Genomic DNA, 16,097 nt, shown 5'->3' with positions numbered 1-16,097 from the left:
ACGGCAACAAGTACCTGCGCCGGGCGCTTTACATGCCGGCCCTGACCGCCATCGTCCACGACCCGCATGCCAAGGCCTTCCGCGATCGGCTGCTGGCCCGGGGCAAGAAGAAGATGCAAGCCGTGGCAGCGGTGATGCGCAAGCTGCTCACAGCCGTGTGGGCCTTGGTGCGCAACCCCGCACGCTACGACGGCAGCAAGCTGTTCGCGGTTGTGCAGGGTTGACTGGGAACAGAGTGTCTACAAGGCGCACGCATTCTGTAGGAGCGGCTTCAGCCGCGACCAGAGCCTCAATCCTTCGGCAGGAACGCGTGCTCCAGGTCCGCGCCGCGGAAAGCGTCCGGCGTTTCGTGGGAGACGGCATAGCGGTACAGCGCCGCGGAGTAGATGCCGCTCAACGCCGCCTGGTAGACGCCCACCAGCAGCACCGCCAGCAGGAACAGTGCGCCCACCAGCACCGCCAGTGCCCCCGAGAGCTGGGCCGCGAATACGGTCGTCGCCACGCCCACGACCACCACGCCGAAGGTGATCAGGCCGAAGGCCGCGCCGATGCCCATCTGTCCGACCGCGTTCTCGCCCCAGGTGCGCTTGAGCAGGGCCACGCTCTGCTTGAGCGCGTCGATCGGGCCGACGTCGCGCGAGACCAGCACCGGCACCACCAGGAAGGTGGCCAGGGTCCAGGCCGCGCCGAGCGCGCTGGCCATGACCCGCACGAGGAAATTGTCCTTGTTCTTCAGGCCCTGCAGCAGCACGCCGACGGTGGCGGCGATCGCCGCGTAGCCCAGGATCGACGGGATCCGCGCACGCGCGGCGCGCAGGCCGTCGGCCAGCGTGGGATCGCCGCCGTCGAGCCGGATCATCGCCGCGCCCACCAGGGCGCAGTTGAAGAAGATGATGATGCTGTACTGGACGAAGTAGAACAGGAAGCCCAGCAGCACGCCGCCCACGCCGACGCCGTTGGCGAAGAGCTTCAGCGCGATCGCCGGCACCAGGAAGGTGGCCGCGACCACGAGGGTGACGAGCCCGGAGATCACCGGGAACAGCATCAGCTCCTTGTCCGATCGCAGCACCGAAGCGCTGGCCTTGACCAGTTCCCAGCTGCGCGAAACCTTGTCGAACATGGCGTGTCCTCCCCTTTGCCGGTCGAATCCTGCCGCCGCGTGCCGGCGGCGGCAAGGCGGGATTGCCATGACACGACGGAGCCAGCGGCGCGGATGTGACCGGCCGGCGGCGTCCCTCGTCGGCCTCAGGCCAGATCGACCCGCTCGAAGTCCACCCCGTGGTCGGGGTGCGCCGCCCACAGCGCGCCGATGCGCTGGCCCGACACGGGGTGGCGCGCGTCCGGGGCGATGTCGGCCAGCGGCTTGAGCACGAAGGCGTGGCGCAGCTCGTCACGCGGCACCCGGAGGATCGGGGTGGTGCCGGCCGGCGTGGCCGGGCCCGGGCCTTCGGCGACCAGGTCGTCGAACAGCACGATGTCGATGTCGAGGGTGCGATCGCTGTAGCGCGGGCCGCTGCGGTCGCGGCCGTGGGCGTCCTCGAGCGCGTGCAGCCAGGTGTTGAGCGCGTGCGCGTCCAGGTCGGTCTCCAGCGCCGCGGCGGCGTTGAGGAAGTCGGGGCCCGCGTAGCCGACCGCGGGGAAGCGGTAGAACGGCGAGACCACCACCCCGGGGAAGCGCTCGCGCAGCGCGCGCACCGCCGCGCGCAGATGCCGCCCGGGCTCGAGGTTGCTGCCGAGACTGAGGTAGGCGGTGTGCATGGCGCGCTCCGGGAGGGCGCACATGATCGCCGATCCGGGCGCGGCGCGGCGAGTCCCCGCCGCTCAGCCGGCGGCGGGCGGGACGGGCTGCGCGGCCGGCGGCCCGCCGCGCAGGTCGACCTGCAGCGGGCCGTCGCCCATGCGCTGGAACACGCGCAGGCCGAACTCGGGCAGGATCGCCAGCAGGTGGTCGAAGATGTCCGACTGGATGCCCTCGTAGAACGCCCAGCGCACGTCGCTGGTGAAGCAGTAGATCTCCAGCGGAAGACCCTCGGCGGTGGGCTGCAGCTGTCGCACCAGCAGGGTCATGCCCTGGTTGATGCCCGGGTGGTGGCGCAGGTACTGCTCGACGTAGGCACGGAAGGTGCCCAGGTTGGTGACCCGGCGCCGGTTGACCGGCTCGGCACCGCGCTCGGCCAGGCGCGCGTTCCAGTCGCGCAGCTCGGCCGCCTTGCGGTCGAGGTAGTCGTCGATCAGGACGAAGCGGCGCATCCGCGCCACCTCGCCGTCGTCCAGGAAGCGCACCGAGCGCTGGTCCAGGTACAGCGCGCGCTTGATCCGGCGCCCGCCCGACTCGCTCATCCCGCGCCAGTTCTTGAACGACTCGCTGATCAGCTTCTTGGTCGGGACCGTGGTAATGGTCTTGTCCCAGTTCTGCACCGTCACCGTGTGCAGGGCGATGTCGATCACGTCGCCGTCGGCGTTCTGCGACGGCATCTCGATCCAGTCGCCGATGCGCACCCGGCCGTCGTTGCTGATCTGCACGCTGGCCACCAGCGACAGGATGGTGTCCTGGAAGATCAGCATCAGCACCGCGGTCGCGGCGCCCAGGCCGGTGAGCACGTGCAGGAACTGGACCCCGGCCAGGGTGGCCACGATCGAGATCGCGACCAGCGCGAACATGATGATCTTGGCCACCTGCAGGTAGCCCTTGATCGGCCGGTTGCGCGCGTCGGGACGGCGCTCGTAGACCTCGTTGGCCACGTCCAGCGCGCGCGAGACCGCCAGCGCGATGGTCAGCACGATGAAGGCCTGGCACAGCGCGCGCAGCACCGTGGTCAGCTGCGGCGGCAGGTCGGGCACCATGCCCACGCCGACCGCGATCACGATCGCCGGCACCACGTTGGCCAGGCGCGGGATCACCCGCATCCGCACCTCGCGGCCCTCGGCCTCGCCGCGCGCCGCGGTGGCGGCCAGCAGGCGCTGGATGCCGCCCAGCAGGATCCGCTTGGTCACCCAGTTGGCCAGCCATGCCGCCAGCAGCAGGGCCGCGACCACGGCCAGGGTGTAGGCCCAGGGGTACGGCGCCAGGGCCGTGCGCAGGTGCTCGAGCTGTTGTTGCAACTATCCGTTCCCGTGTGGCGCGTTGCCGCGTTCGATGATGACGCCGACCGCGCGCGCGCCGCGCACCGCACCCGGCTTGCTGAGCTTCAATCGTAACCAGGGCACGTTGAACTCCTCCATCACGATCCGGGCGCAGCGCTCGGCCAGGGTCTCGACCAGGCCGAAGTCCGACTGCGAGACGTACTCGATCAGGCGCTTGCTCACCGCCTTGTAGTTGAGCGTGTGGGCGATGTCGTCGCTGGCCGCGGGCGCGCGGTTGTCGAAACCCATCTCCAGGTCGAACACCAGGGTCTGGCGGATCCGCCGTTCCCAGTCGTAGATCCCGATCAGTGCCTCGATCTCGAGGCCTTCGATGAAGACTTTGTCCATGACGGGGATTGTCGCCGACCTCTTCGTGTGGGGGTGGGACGCCGCGGTGCCGGCGCCCGGCAGTCACCGGACGCCGCTCACGCCGCCGCGGCCACCGGCGGCAGCGTGGCCATGTCCCAGCGCGGAACGGCGTTGATCTCCAGGCCGTCGTGCTGGCCCGCGACCAGGCGCAGGGCGCCGGCGAAGGCGATCATGGCGCCGTTGTCGGTGCACAGCGCCGGGCGCGGGAAGCAGGCGCGGCCGCCGCGGGCCGCGGCCATCTCCTGCAGCCGCGCGCGCAGGCGGCGGTTGGCGCCGACGCCGCCGGAGACCACGATCACGTCGCTGCCGGCCGCATCCAGCGCGCGCTGGCACTTGATCGCCAGGGTCTCGACCACCGCATCCTCGAAGCCGCGCGCGATGTCGGCCCGGGTCTGCGCCGACCGGTCGGACTGCTGCCAGGCCAGCAGTACCTGGGTCTTGAGCCCGCTGAAGCTGAAGTCCAGGCCCGGGCGGTCGGTCATCGGCCGCGAGAACCGGAACACGCCCGGCCGGCCCTGTTCGGCCAGGGCCGCCAGCTGGGGGCCGCCCGGGTAGGGCAGGCCCATGAGCTTGGCGGTCTTGTCGAAGGCCTCGCCGGCGGCATCGTCCAGGGTCTCGCCCAGCAGCCGGTAGCAGCCGATCCCGTCCACGGCCACCAGCTGGGTGTGGCCGCCGGACACCAGCAGGGCCACGAACGGCGGCGACGGGGGGTCGTCCTCCATCAGCGGGGCCAGCAGGTGGCCCTCCATGTGGTGGACCCCGATCGCCGGCACCTCCAGCGCCCAGGCCAGCGACCGGGCCACCGCCGCGCCCACCAGCAGGGCCCCGACCAGGCCCGGGCCGGCGGTGTAGGCCACTCCGTCCAGGTCGCCCACGCCCAGCCCGGCCTCGGCCAGGGTCTGGCGGACCAGCGGCAGCAGCTTGCGGACGTGGTCGCGGCTGGCCAGCTCGGGCACCACCCCGCCGTATTCGGCGTGCAGGGCCACCTGGCTGTAGACCGCATGGGCGCGCAGGCCGGCCGCGCCGGGCAGGGCCGTGTCGTACACGGCCACGCCGGTCTCGTCGCAGCTCGATTCGATGCCGAGGACCTTCACGGGAGGGCGGGGGGCGGCTTGCGCCGTTGCGAGTCAGGCAGTTATCATACGCGGCTCGCCGGGTCCGGGGACCAGGCGCACGCGAACGCCAGCGTTCGCCCCAGCCCGGTCGGCCGGCCGGTGACCCAAGAACCGAGATTCCTATGCCAAGCGTCAAAGTCCGCGAAAACGAGCCGTTCGAGTTTGCCCTGCGTCGCTTCAAGCGCACCTGCGAGAAGGCCGGCGTGCTCGCCGAGACCCGCAAGCGCGAGTACTACGAGAAGCCGACCCAGGAGCGCAAGCGCAAGGCGGCGGCCGCGGTGAAGCGCCAGGCACGCCGCGTGGCGCGCGACGTCACCAAGCGCCAGCGCCTGTACTGAGCCGCTGCGACGCCGCCGAAAGCCGGCACGCGCGAGCGTGGCCGGCTTTTTGCGTTTCTGTCCCCCGCATTTCCACCACCCCCGCCATCCGCACCGGAGCGCACCATGTCCCTCAAGCAGCGACTGACCGATGACATGAAGGCCGCGATGAAGGCCGGCGAGAAGGACCGCCTGGGCGTGATCCGCCTGATGAACGCCGCGATCAAGCAGCGCGAGGTGGACGAGCGGATCGAGCTCGACGACGCGGCGGTGCTGGCGGTGCTGGAGAAGATGGTCAAGCAGCGCCGCGACTCGGTGGCCCAGTACGAAGCCGCCGGGCGCGAGGACCTGGCCGCGGTGGAGCGCGCCGAGATCGCGGTGATCGAGGCCTACCTGCCGGAGAAGCTGGGCGAGGCCGAGATCCAGGCCGAGATCGACGCGGCCATCGCCGCCACCGGCGCCAGCGGCCCGGCCGACATGGGCAAGCTGATGGGCGCGCTCAAGCCCAAACTGGCCGGCCGCGCCGACATGGGCCAGGTCTCGGCCCTGGTCAAGAAGGCCCTGGCGGGCTGAGCCCGCCGCGCCAACCCGCGCGCGGCGCGCGCCTGCCCCCTCCCGGCCTTCCCCCGCCGCGCGGGGGAGGCGTCGAATCACCGCCGCATCCGGCCCCTCCCCCCGCATGGCGGGGGGAGGTTGGGAGGGGGGCACCCGAGGACCGCCCCCCCTGTCGCGGCTCGCCCATCCCCCTCCCGACCTTCCCCGCCGCGCGGGGGGTCGAATCACCCACCGCGCCGCCGCATCCGGCCCCTCCCCCCGCATGGCGGGGGGAGGTTGGGAGGGGGGCACCCCTGGACCGCCCCCCACTGTCGCGGCTCGCCCATGCCCCATCCCGGCCTTCCCCCGCCGCGCGGGGGAAGGAGTCGAGCACTCGTCACACCGCCGCACCCGCGGCGGTGTTTGCCGCACAATCACGCCATGCAGACTCCCCACATCGTCCTGCGCCCCGCGCACCGCGGGGACGTGCCCAGGATCCTTGAACTGATCCGTGCGCTGGCCGAGTACGAGCGGCTCGCCCATGAGGTCGAAGCCGACGAGGACAGACTCGCCGACACCCTGTTCGGCCCCGCGCCCTGCGCCGAGGTGGTGATGGCCGAGGCCGACGGCGCGGTCGCCGGCTTCGCCCTGTTCTTCCACACCTACTCCACCTTCCTGGCCAGGCCCGGCCTGTACCTGGAAGACCTGTTCGTGGAGCCGCGCTTCCGCGGCCTCGGCATCGGCCGGCGGTTGATGGTCCACCTCGCGCGGCTGGCGGTGGAACGCGGTTGCGGTCGCTTCGAGTGGGCGGTGCTGGACTGGAACGCCCCGGCGATCGCCTTCTACCGCAGCCTCGGCGCGGTCGGCATGGACGGCTGGACCACCCAGCGCGTGACCGGCGAGGCGCTGGCGCGGCTGGCCGCCGCCGACGCCGACGCGGCGGCGGACGGCACGCGCTGACGCGGCCGCCACGCTGCGGCCGCCATCATGCGCCGCATGCGAGTGCCTCCCGCGTGGCAAGCCCGCCTCGACCGCCTGCAGCGCACGCTGCCGGCGCAGCTGGTACGGCGCTTCGTCGAGATCGACCTCCTCACCCACGCCGCCTCGCTGTCGTTCTTCGCCCTGCTCTCGCTGGCGCCGCTGCTGGTGCTGCTGCTGTGGCTGTCGGCCTCGCTCTACCCGTCCGCGCAGGCCGAGCTGATGGAGCAGCTGGGCGCGCTGGCCGGCCGCGGTGCGCAGGAGGTCGCCGCCACCGTGCTGCGCAACGCCGAGGCGCGACCCGACGTGGGTTCGCTGGCGGGGATGTGGAGCACCCTGCTGCTGTTCGTCGGCGCCACCGCGGTGTTCGCCCGCCTGCAGAACACCCTGAACCTGGTGTTCCACACCGATGCGCGCCGGCTCGGCGGCCTGCTGGCCTGGCTGCGCAAGCGGGTGTTCTCGTTCGGTGTGGTACTGGCGCTGGGCTTCCTGCTGGTGGTCTCGGCGGCGCTGACCACCGCACTGGAGGTGCTGTTTGCCGGCTCGCCGACCCTGCCGGTGCTGGGCAACCTGGCCGCGCTGGCGCTGTATTCGCTGGCGTTCGCGCTGATGTACCACTACCTGCCCGACCGCCGGGTGCGCTGGCGCCAGGCGCTGCTGGGCGGGGTGATCACCTCGCTGCTGTTCGTGCTCGGGCGCTGGGCCATCGGCCTGTACATCGCCCGCGCCGCGCCGGGCAGCGCCTACGGTTCGATGGGCACCCTGGTGATCCTGCTGGTGTGGATGTACTACGCGGCCATGGTGTTCTTCACCGGCGCGCTGGTCACCGCCCTGATCGACGAGCGGGTCTCGCGCGACGGGCGGCTGGCGCGGGCAAGGGTCCGGGCGCAGGCGCGCGGCGTCCGCTAGCGGCGGAGGCGTGGGCGCACGCGCCCGGTAAGGGCGACGGCCGCAGACGCTGCCCGGGGACGCGCCGGGATGCGATCATGGCCGCGTGTCCCGGACTGCAGACGCCTCCCCGCGTGCAAGCGGCGCCGCCATGGCCGGCGCGGCGGGCGCGCGGGCGCGCGTGCCGCGAAGGCCCGGCTGATGGCGCGCATCCCCGACGCCTTCATCGACGAACTGCTGGCGCGCACCGACATCGTCGAGGTGATCCAGGCGCGCGTGCCGCTCAAGCGCCAGGGCCGGGAGTATTCGGCGCGCTGCCCGTTCCACGACGAGCGCTCGCCCTCGTTCACGGTCTCGCCGACCAAGCAGTTCTACCACTGCTTCGGCTGCGGCGCGCACGGCACGGCGATCTCGTTCCTGATGAACTACGACCGGCTCGAGTTCCTCGATGCGGTCGACGAGCTCGCACGCCAGGCCGGGATGGAGGTGCCGCGCGAGGCGCGCCAGCGCGCGGCCAATCCAGAAAGCCAGGGCCTGTACGAAGTCCTGGACGAGGCCTGCCGCTACTTCCAGCGCCAGCTGGCCGGCAGCGATCGCGCGCGCGGCTACCTCGACGACCGCGGCGTGGGCGAGGCGGTGCGCGCGCAGTTCTCGGTGGGTTACGCGCCGGAGGGCTTTTCCGCGCTCAAGGACGCGCTCGGCACCGACCCGCGCCAGCTGCAGCTGCTCGACCGTGCCGGGCTGCTGTCGAAGAACGACCGCGGCCACGTCTACGACAAGTTCCGCGACCGGGTGATGTTCCCGATCCACGACCGCCGCGGCCGGGTGATCGCCTTCGGCGGCCGCGTGCTGGGCAAGGACGCGGGCCCCAAATACCTCAACTCGCCCGAGACCCCGCTGTTCCACAAGGGCCGCGAACTGTACGGCCTGTGGCAGGTGCGCCAGGCCAACCGCACGCTCGCGCGGCTGGTGGTCGTGGAGGGCTACATGGACGTGATCGCGCTGTTCGAGCACGGCGTGACCCAGGCCGTGGCCACGCTCGGCACCGCGACCACGCCCGACCACGCCGAGCTGCTGTTCCGCAACGCGCCGGACGTGTACTTCTGCTTCGACGGCGACCGCGCCGGGCGCGCGGCGGCGTGGAAGGCGGTGGAATCGGTGCTGCCGCGCATGCGCGACGGGCGCCAGGCCTTCTTCCTGTTCCTGCCCGAGGGCGAGGACCCCGACAGCATCGTGCGCAGCGAGGGTGCGGAGGGATTCGACGCGCGGCTGCAGCAGGCCACGCCGCTGTCGCAGTTCTTCTTCGACACCCTGTCCGAGGGCGTGGCCCTGTCCACGCTCGACGGCCGGGCGCGGCTGGCCGAACGCGCGCGGCCGCTGCTGGCGCAGATCCCCGATGGCGCCTTCGGCGACCTGATGCAGCAGCGGCTGGCGGAGATCACCGGCCTGCAGGCGAAGCCCGCGGCCGCGCCGTCGGCGCCGGTGCGCAGCCATGGCAGCCGGCCACTGGCGCCGCCACGCCGCAGCGTGGTGCGCAGCGCGATCGCGCTGCTGCTGCAGCAGCCCTCGTTGGCGCTGGAGCTGGCGCCGCCGTACCGCTTCGTGGCCCTGCGCCAGCCGGGCATCGACCTGCTGACCGAGCTGATCGCCCTGGTCAGCGCGCGCCCGGAGATCACCACCGGGACCCTGATCGGGCATTTCGCCGACCGCAAGGAAGGCGCGGCGCTGCAGAAGCTGGCCAGCCAGGACCTGCCCGGCGACCCCGAGGCCTGGCGCGCGGAGTTCCTCGACGCCATCGCCCAGCTCGACCGGCAGACGATCGACCAGCGCATCGACGAACTGCAGGACAAGCAGCGCGGCGAGGGGCTGGACGAGGCGGACAAGGCCGAGTTGCGGGAGCTGCTGCAGGCGCGGAGGTAGGGGGCGCCGGCGGGGCGGCTGGTGGCGGCCGCGCCGTGTTGTCCCCACCCCGGCCCTTGCGCGCCCGCAAGCCCCCACGCCGCCACGACAGCCGCGCACGCCCGCCTGCGTTAGCCTGAACCCGTCCTCGTGCAGGGAGCCTGCGATGCACCTGTCTCCGCCGCCCGCCGGTCTGGCCTTCGGCCCGTTCCGGCCCGCCTTCGCCCGCTCGCCGTCGGCCGGCCCATGCGGGGCGCAGGCCGCCCCACCCCGCCGGAAGACCGGCCGCGACTCCGGCCGGGACGATGCGCCAGGCCGGCGGCAGGACCGGCGGCGGAAGTAGGCGCGGACACTCGAGGCGACGGCCGGGACGATGCGCATCGGTCTCCAGACCTGGGGCAGCCATGGCGACGTGCGTCCGTTCCTGGCGCTGGCGCACGGACTGCACGCGGCCGGGCACGCGGTGACGCTGGCGGTGACCTGCGTGGACAGCGCGCGCTACGCGGCGCTGGCCCCGCGGCTGCCGTTCCGGCTCGAAGACGTGGCCTCGCCGGTGGTGGGCGACCGCGCGGCGCTCGAGCGCATCGGCCGCGAGCTCGAGCGCATCCGCAATCCGGCGCGGCAGGCGCGGCGGATGTTCGAGCGCATCCTGCTGCCGGCCGAGGAGGCCATGTTCGAAGCCGCGGAACGCCTGTGCGCCGGCCACGACCTGGTGGTGGGGCACCACGTCCTGCATCCGCTCCAGGCCGCGGCCGAGCGCCACGGTCGCGACTGGGCGGCGGTGGCGCTGGCGCCGGTCGCCCTGCCGTCCGCGTATCGCCCGCCGATGGGCCTGCCCGACCTCGGCCGCGCCGGCAACCGCCTGGCCTGGCGGATGGCGCGGTTCGTCCTCGACCAGGGCATGAAGCGCGACGTGGACCGGATGCGCGCGCGGCACGGCCTGCCGACCGCCGGCGACTTGCTCGACCGGGTCTGGAACTCGCCGCGGCTCACCCTGCTCGCCTGCAGCCCGACGCTCTGCCCGCCTGCGCCGGACTGGCCGGCGCACGTGCACGTCAGCGGCGCGCTGGACCTGGCCGAGCCGGTCGAAGGCGGCGTGCCGCCGGCGCTCGAACGCTTCCTCGCCGACGGCCCGCCCCCGGCGTACCTGACCTTCGGCAGCCTGATGGCGGGCAGCGACCTGCGCGAGACGGTCGGCCTGCTGGTGGAGGCGGCGCGTCGCGCCGGGCTGCGCGCGGTGGTGCAGGCGGCCGGGTGGGAAGCCGCGGGGCTGCGCGCGGACGAAGATGTCCTGCTGGTCGAATCCGCGGCGCACGGCGAGGTCTTTCCGCGCTGCGCGCTGGTGGTGCACCACGGCGGCGCCGGCACCTCGCACGCCGCCCTGCGCGCGGGCGTCCCCTCGGTGGTGGCGGCGCACATTCCGGAACAGGCGATGTGGGCGGACGCGCTGCGGCGCGCCGGCGTGGGCGGGCGTCCGCTGTCGCGCCGCGGTCTCACCGCACGCCGCCTCGCCGATGCGATCGCGCAGGTGGCCGCTTCGGACGCGATGGCGCGCCGGGCGCGCACGCTTGGCGAACGGGTCGCGCGCGAGGACGGCGTGGCCACCGCGGTGCGGCTGATCGAACGGCGCTTCGCCGGTGCGGACGTATCCTGTTGAACGCCTGCGCGTCGAGGCCATGACCATCCGCCACGCATCGCGCGCCTGCGGCCAACTCACCGCCACCGTGCGCGCCGAACCGGTGTGCGTGTCGGTCTGCCACGGCCTCGCCTGCCAGCGGCGCAGCGGCAGCGCGTTCGCGGTGCAGGCGCGATCCCGGTCGGCACCTTTGCCGATCCGCGGTTCCCGCCGCCGACGGTATCGGTGTACGAGGAACGCCGCCACCCCTGGGTGGGGCTGCCCGAGGGCATCGAACGCATCGACCGAGCGCGCAGCCGTTACCATGCCCACCCGGCCGCGGGACCGGCGACGGGCCGGCGCGTCGCCACGAGGGAAGCTGGCATGAACACGCATCGCGTCTTCACGATGAAGTGCTCGAACGTCTATCCGCTCCACGTGCGGAAGACCACGGGCGAAGGGCGCCGCGAGGACGATGTGGGCCAGGTGATCCGCTGGCCCACCGGCCGCGACCGGGCGGGTCTGCAGCGGCCGAGCGAACAGGGACACGGGTCGACGGGGGGGCGAAGGGCAAGCCGATGGACAGGATCCTGCCGGCCTGAGCCGCGCGTGCCGCCGCGCCGATGACGAAGATCGACCTCAGGCGCGAGCTCCGGCACCTCTATGCCGCGTCGACGAAAGAGGTGGTGGAAGTGCGCGTGCCCGCGCTGCGCTTCCTGATGGTGGACGGTCGCGGCGACCCGAACACCGAGCCGGCCTATGCCGAAGCGGTGGAGGCGCTGTTCTCGGTTTCGTACGCCGCGAAGTTCATGCTGAAGAAGGCCGGCGGCCCGGACTACGCGGTGATGCCGCTGGAAGGGCTGTGGTGGGTGGACGACCACGCCGTGTTCGCCGCGGACGACCGCGCGCGCTGGCGCTGGAGGATGATGGTCCTGCAGCCGGACTTCGTCGGCGACGCGCTGCTCGAGGCCGCGATCGCGCAGGTGCGGGCGAAGAAGGCCCTGCCGGGCCTCGACCGGCTGCGGCTCGAAGCGTTCACCGAGGGTCGCTGCGCCCAGGTCCTGCACGTCGGACCGTTCAGCGCGGAAGGCCCGACCATCGCGCGCGTGCACGACTTCATCGCCGGACGCGGCCGCCTCGCCGGCAGGCACCACGAGATCTACCTGAGCGACGTGCGCCGCGCCGATCCGGCGAAGTGGCGCACGATCATCCGCCAGCCGATGGCGTGAGCGGACGGCGACGCAGGCCCCTGGCCGCTGGAGGAAAGCGATGGACGCAGGCAGGCAACGCGCATTCGCGATCAAGGCCCTTCTCGACGACGTCCATGCGGCGCAGTTCGAGTTCACCGCCTGCAAGACCATGTACGGCGGCAAGGCGATCGCCGCGGGCGACAGGCTCTTCGTGTTCGCCGACGGCCCCGGCGGTGGCCCGGGCCTGGTCGCGATGGGCACGGTCACCTGGGCCGGGCCGCTGCCGCGCACGCCCGGGGTGGCCCGGCAGACGCCGCGGGTCAGCGTCCGGGTCCGCCGCGACGCGCTGGTCCGCCGGCCGCTGGGGCGCGAGACGCTGCGCCGCTTCTGCGACTGGGAGGACGGAAGGCCGGAGACGGAACTGAACTTCAAGTTCTACCGCCAGGCCACGCACAAGATCGCCGGCCTGTCGGACGCGACCGCGCGGTTCCTGCGCCGCCGCTTCTAGCGGCTCAGCCGACGCGTTCGAACCGCAGCGCCGGCGCGGCCGCCGGTTCGAGCCACGACAGCAGCCAGTGGTCGAGCAGCAGGAAGGCGAACAGCGCCATCAGGTACACCACCGAGTAGTTGAACACCTTCATCGCGAACAGCTCGTCCGGCGGTTCGAGCAGGCGCCAGGCGTACCAGAGGAAGGCCAGCCCCAGCACCACCGCGCCACCGAGGTAGAACAGGCCGCTCATGCCGATCGCGACCGGCAGCAGCGTGATCACGCACAGCAGCACGGTGTAGAACAGGATCTGCCAGCGCGTGTACTCCACCCCGTGGGTCACCGGCAGCATCGGCACCAGCGCGCGCGCGTAGTCGGCGCGGCGGAAGATCGCCAGCGCCCAGAAGTGCGGCGGGGTCCAGACGAAGATGATCAGCACCAGCAGCAGGGCGTGGGCCCAGTCCCACTGTCCTTCCATGTTGGTCACCGCGGCCCAGCCCAGCAGCGGGGGCGCGGCGCCGGCGATGCCGCCGATCACGATGTTCTGCGGCGTGGCGCGCTTGAGGAAGCCGGTGTAGACGATGGCGTAGCCGATCAGCGAGGCGAAGGTGAGCGCCGCGGTCAGCGGGTTCACCAGCGCGACCAGGATCGCCATCGAGGCCGCGCCGAGGAGCACCGCGAACGCCAGCACCTGGGCCGGACGCAACGCGCCGGTGGCCAGCGGGCGGTCGGCGGTGCGCGCCATCACCTTGTCGATGCGCTGGTCGATCAGGTGGTTGATCGCGGCGGCCGAGGCGGCGGCGAGCCAGATCCCGAGCAGGCCGAACACGGTCTGGCGCAGCGGCGGCAGCCCGGGCACGGCCAGGAACATGCCCACCAGCGCGGTGAACACGATCAGCGAGACCACGCGTGGCTTGGTCAACGCCCAGTACTGGCCGAGGAGGAACGCGCGACCGCTGCCCATCACGCCTCCCCGGCAGGGGTGCCGGGCCGCGGGCGGGCCACGACGCGCGACGCCGGCTGAATGCCCCGTGCCACCGCCATCACGTCGCCCGCCGCAGCCGCGCCAGCAGCGACACCAGCACGAACAGCAGCAGCGCGGCGCCGCCGTTGTGCATCACCGCCACCTGCAGCGGCAGCGACAGCTTGACGTTGAGCACGCCCAGCAGCACCTGGCCGAGCGTGAGCAGGGCCAGCAGCAGCGACCAGCCGCGCATGCCCGGCGTGCGCAGCATGCGCCAGGACAGCGCCAGCAGCACGCCCGCCGCGACCACGGCGAACAGCCGGTGCGCCAGCTGGATCGCGATGCGCGAGGCGCCGTCGAGCACGCCGCCTTCGTAGTCCACGCCCACGCCGCGCCAGAGCACGAAGCCTTCGCGGAAGTCGGCCGGCGGCCACCACTGGCCGACGCACCTGGGGAAGTCGAGGTAATGCGGTTGGGGAGTGGTCCAGCCGCCGGCGCCGCAGGACAGCGCCGCGTAGTTCGCGCTGACCCAGCCACCCAGCGCGATCTGCACGCCCAGCACCGCGATCGCGGCGACCAGCCAGCGCCGCAGCGCCGCCGCGTCGGCCAGCACCACCGGCAGGTGGGTGGCGCGCCACGCCATCCAGGCCAGCAGGGAGAAGGTGAGCATGCCGCCGAGCAGGTGGCCCATCACGATCACCGGCTTGAGCAGCATGGTGACGGTCCACTTGCCGAGCAGGGCCTGGAACACCACCACCGCCAGCGTCAGCACGGCCACCGGCGCCAGGTCGCGCCCGGCGCTGGCGCCGTTGGCGCGCAACCAGGCGGCCGCGGCCCCCAGCAGCAGCGCCTCGCCGGCGCCCGCCACCAGCAGCGCCGGCAGCACCAGCCCGCGCATGTACATCGGGATCGCCGCGGCCACCAGCGCCGAGGCGCCCAGTACCAGGGCGATGCCGAAGCGCCGGCGGCGCGCCGCCAGCAGCGCCAGTACCAGCACCAGCACGCCGAGGGAGGCGGCGAGGTGGCGGTGCACCTGTTCGCGCCAGGCCTTGTGGTCCTCGAACGGACGGATCGCGCTGGCCGCGTGGTCGCTCGCCTCGTGCGCGGCCTGCGGCCAGGTCGCGCGGCCGTAGCAGGTCGGCCAGTCCGGGCAGCTCAGGCCGGCATCGGACAGGCGCACGAACGCGCCGAACACGATCACGCCGAACGTCAGCGCCACCGCCAGCCAGGCGATGCGGTGGAAGTGGCGGTACACGTGCGGGCGCGACGGGACGGGTGCGGGGCTTGCCATCATCTGAGCCTGAGCAGTCGGGCCATGTCCTCGCGCAGGTGGCCCGGGTCGAATCCGGGAGGGTAACGCAGGATCACGAATCCGTTCGGATCCACCACGTACACCGGGGTGCCGGCCGGATCGTCGTGGCGCGGCAGCGTGGCGACGAGCGCGGGGTCGCGCGCGATCCCGCGCCAGGCGGCGTTGCGCACCGCGTCGGCGGGCGCCTCGCCGACCCAGAGGATATGCACGTGGTCGGCACGATGGCCGAACAGCTGCCACACCAGGTCAATGTTCCGCGAGAGCTCCACGCACGACTCGCCGCAGCCGGGCCGCGGCGCGACCAGAATGCGCCAGGTGCGCTCGGCCGGCCGCCATTCATAGCGGCCGCCGTCGCCCAGGAGCAGTGCGCGTTCGCGCAGGTCGACCGGGGGCTCGAGCAGTTCGCCGTGGTTGCGCGTGCCCTCCGGCCGCCATCCCGACAGGCGCAGCGCGCCCGCGAGCAGGGCGCTGCCGAGGAACAGCACGACGATCAGGACCAGCATGGCGCGGTTGCGCGCGCGCTGTTCGGGCGGGATGGGGGCGTTCATCGGCGGGGACGGCGGAAGGTGAGGACGAGTGCGGTGGCAAGCACGGCCAGGGCCAGCCCGAACCACTGCACGGCGTAGCCCAGGTGCTGCTGCGGGGACAGGGTATTGGGCAGGACATCGAGGTCGCGCGCAAACCCCAGCGGCAGCCCGGGATCGAGCTTGAGCACGCGCGGCGGCAGCGCCGGCACCCCCAGGGCGGCGGCCAGGCCCCCGGCGTCGAGCGCGGTCACCACGACCACGCCGCGACCCGGCTCGGCGGCCAGGCGCGCGCGGCCGATGCCGGCCGATGGCGGCGGCGCGAGCAGGCCCTGCACGTCCAGGGGGCCCTGCGGGCGGTCCACCGCGGGCATCGCGCGGTCGCCCGGCAGCGGCAGCCAGCCCAGTTCCACCAGCAGCGGCGGGCCGGCGTCGGGCTCGAACAGGCGGTAGGCGCGCACCCCGGGACGGCCGTCGCGCTGCTGGTTGTCCAGCAGCACCGCCGGCGCATCGGCGAACGCACCGCGGCCGGCCGCCCAGTCGAAGCCGCTGGCACGCCCGGCCTCCCCGGCCGCCGCCAGCGACAGCGGCGCGCGCGCCTCCAGGACGCGGCTGACCGCGTCGAGCACGGCCTGCTTCTCGTGCATGCGCCCGAGCTGCCAGCGGCCGAGCGCGCCGAACAGCACCATCGCCAGCAGCGCCAGCGTCCACCCCAGCAGGCGGCCATGGCGCAACCTCATGCGGCCTTGCCCGCGGGCTGCGATAATGCCCGCGACCCGCGC

General features: G+C 73.1%; 19 protein-coding genes and 1 pseudogene. 11 read left to right on the top strand and 9 right to left on the bottom strand.

What is annotated here, in order from left to right:
- Positions 1-224, top strand: a pseudogene (locus tag FQY79_RS15415) (IS110 family transposase); the annotation flags it as partial.
- A gap of 65 nt (positions 225-289) precedes the next feature.
- On the opposite strand, the gene FQY79_RS11215 reads toward FQY79_RS15415, so the two are convergent.
- The 5 genes from FQY79_RS11215 to tsaD all read right to left on the bottom strand — a co-directional run bounded on the left by FQY79_RS11215 (position 290) and on the right by tsaD (position 4,586).
- The gene (locus FQY79_RS11215; RefSeq protein ID WP_146312992.1) at positions 290-1,120 is read right to left on the bottom strand and encodes a DUF6159 family protein; all 831 of its coding nucleotides are present in this window, start codon (positions 1,118-1,120) and stop codon (positions 290-292) included.
- A gap of 125 nt (positions 1,121-1,245) precedes the next feature.
- On the bottom strand, positions 1,246-1,758 hold the full coding sequence (folK, locus tag FQY79_RS11210) for a 2-amino-4-hydroxy-6-hydroxymethyldihydropteridine diphosphokinase (RefSeq protein WP_146312991.1): 513 nt from the start codon (positions 1,756-1,758) through the stop codon (positions 1,246-1,248).
- 63 nt (positions 1,759-1,821) lie between these two features.
- On the bottom strand, positions 1,822-3,102 hold the full coding sequence (locus FQY79_RS11205) for a mechanosensitive ion channel family protein (protein WP_246123096.1): 1,281 nt from the start codon (positions 3,100-3,102) through the stop codon (positions 1,822-1,824).
- Positions 3,103-3,471: a dihydroneopterin aldolase gene (gene folB / locus FQY79_RS11200; RefSeq protein ID WP_146312990.1), complete on the bottom strand. Its 369-nt coding sequence runs from the start codon at positions 3,469-3,471 to the stop codon at positions 3,103-3,105. It abuts the gene before it with no gap.
- A gap of 77 nt (positions 3,472-3,548) precedes the next feature.
- Positions 3,549-4,586: a tRNA (adenosine(37)-N6)-threonylcarbamoyltransferase complex transferase subunit TsaD gene (gene tsaD, locus FQY79_RS11195; RefSeq protein ID WP_146312989.1), complete on the bottom strand. Its 1,038-nt coding sequence runs from the start codon at positions 4,584-4,586 to the stop codon at positions 3,549-3,551.
- A gap of 143 nt (positions 4,587-4,729) precedes the next feature.
- On the opposite strand from tsaD, the gene rpsU reads away from it, so the two are divergent.
- The 10 genes from rpsU (at position 4,730) to FQY79_RS11145 (ending at position 12,536) form a co-directional block, all read left to right on the top strand.
- Positions 4,730-4,945, top strand: a complete 216-nt coding sequence (gene rpsU / locus FQY79_RS11190; RefSeq protein ID WP_027070884.1) for a 30S ribosomal protein S21 — start codon at positions 4,730-4,732, stop codon at positions 4,943-4,945.
- A 105-nt stretch (positions 4,946-5,050) separates the two neighbouring features.
- A complete protein-coding gene (locus tag FQY79_RS11185; protein WP_146312988.1) occupies positions 5,051-5,497 on the top strand; it encodes a GatB/YqeY domain-containing protein in 447 nt (148 codons plus the stop codon).
- Between the two features lie 402 nt (positions 5,498-5,899).
- The gene (locus tag FQY79_RS11180) at positions 5,900-6,418 is read left to right on the top strand and encodes a GNAT family N-acetyltransferase (RefSeq protein ID WP_146312987.1); all 519 of its coding nucleotides are present in this window, start codon (positions 5,900-5,902) and stop codon (positions 6,416-6,418) included.
- 36 nt (positions 6,419-6,454) lie between these two features.
- Positions 6,455-7,345 carry a YihY/virulence factor BrkB family protein gene (locus FQY79_RS11175; RefSeq protein ID WP_146312986.1) on the top strand — a complete coding sequence of 297 codons (891 nt, stop codon included), beginning with the start codon at positions 6,455-6,457 and terminating at the stop codon, positions 7,343-7,345.
- A 180-nt stretch (positions 7,346-7,525) separates the two neighbouring features.
- Positions 7,526-9,244: a DNA primase gene (dnaG, locus tag FQY79_RS11170; RefSeq protein ID WP_146312985.1), complete on the top strand. Its 1,719-nt coding sequence runs from the start codon at positions 7,526-7,528 to the stop codon at positions 9,242-9,244.
- Positions 9,245-9,596: 352 nt separating this feature from the next.
- Complete coding sequence (locus FQY79_RS11165; protein WP_146312984.1) at positions 9,597-10,880, top strand: glycosyltransferase; 1,284 nt, start codon at positions 9,597-9,599, stop codon at positions 10,878-10,880.
- A 19-nt stretch (positions 10,881-10,899) separates the two neighbouring features.
- Complete coding sequence (locus FQY79_RS15915; protein WP_484177363.1) at positions 10,900-11,226, top strand: GFA family protein; 327 nt, start codon at positions 10,900-10,902, stop codon at positions 11,224-11,226.
- Positions 11,223-11,465: a DUF2200 family protein gene (locus tag FQY79_RS15900; protein ID WP_146313012.1), complete on the top strand. Its 243-nt coding sequence runs from the start codon at positions 11,223-11,225 to the stop codon at positions 11,463-11,465. Before FQY79_RS15915 ends, FQY79_RS15900 begins: the two co-directional genes overlap by 4 nt.
- Positions 11,462-12,067: a GyrI-like domain-containing protein gene (locus FQY79_RS11150; RefSeq protein ID WP_146312983.1), complete on the top strand. Its 606-nt coding sequence runs from the start codon at positions 11,462-11,464 to the stop codon at positions 12,065-12,067. The genes FQY79_RS15900 and FQY79_RS11150 overlap by 4 nt, the downstream gene beginning before the upstream one ends.
- 40 nt (positions 12,068-12,107) lie before the next feature.
- Positions 12,108-12,536: a hypothetical protein gene (locus tag FQY79_RS11145; protein WP_146312982.1), complete on the top strand. Its 429-nt coding sequence runs from the start codon at positions 12,108-12,110 to the stop codon at positions 12,534-12,536.
- Between the two features lie 4 nt (positions 12,537-12,540).
- Here the strand turns inward: FQY79_RS11145 and cyoE are convergent, their stop codons facing one another.
- The 4 genes from cyoE to FQY79_RS11125 form a co-directional block, all read right to left on the bottom strand.
- Positions 12,541-13,479 (bottom strand): heme o synthase, encoded by a 939-nt coding sequence (cyoE, locus tag FQY79_RS11140; RefSeq protein WP_146312981.1) that lies wholly within the window; start codon positions 13,477-13,479, stop codon positions 12,541-12,543.
- A 79-nt stretch (positions 13,480-13,558) separates the two neighbouring features.
- A complete protein-coding gene (locus tag FQY79_RS11135; protein ID WP_146313011.1) occupies positions 13,559-14,770 on the bottom strand; it encodes a COX15/CtaA family protein in 1,212 nt (403 codons plus the stop codon).
- Entirely contained in the window at positions 14,770-15,339 is a 570-nt protein-coding gene (locus FQY79_RS11130) for a hypothetical protein (protein ID WP_146312980.1), read from the bottom strand. The genes FQY79_RS11135 and FQY79_RS11130 overlap by 1 nt, the downstream gene beginning before the upstream one ends.
- Positions 15,336-16,055, bottom strand: coding sequence for an SURF1 family protein (locus tag FQY79_RS11125; protein WP_146312979.1), 720 nt, complete (start codon positions 16,053-16,055; stop codon positions 15,336-15,338). The genes FQY79_RS11130 and FQY79_RS11125 overlap by 4 nt, the downstream gene beginning before the upstream one ends.
- Between the last annotated feature and the right edge of the window lie 42 nt (positions 16,056-16,097).

This window comes from Luteimonas wenzhouensis, from assembly GCF_007859305.1.
Lineage (GTDB): Bacteria > Pseudomonadota > Gammaproteobacteria > Xanthomonadales > Xanthomonadaceae > Luteimonas > Luteimonas wenzhouensis.
The sequence above is the reverse complement of the archived record's forward strand: the minus strand, read 5'-3'. Positions and strand labels throughout refer to the sequence as shown.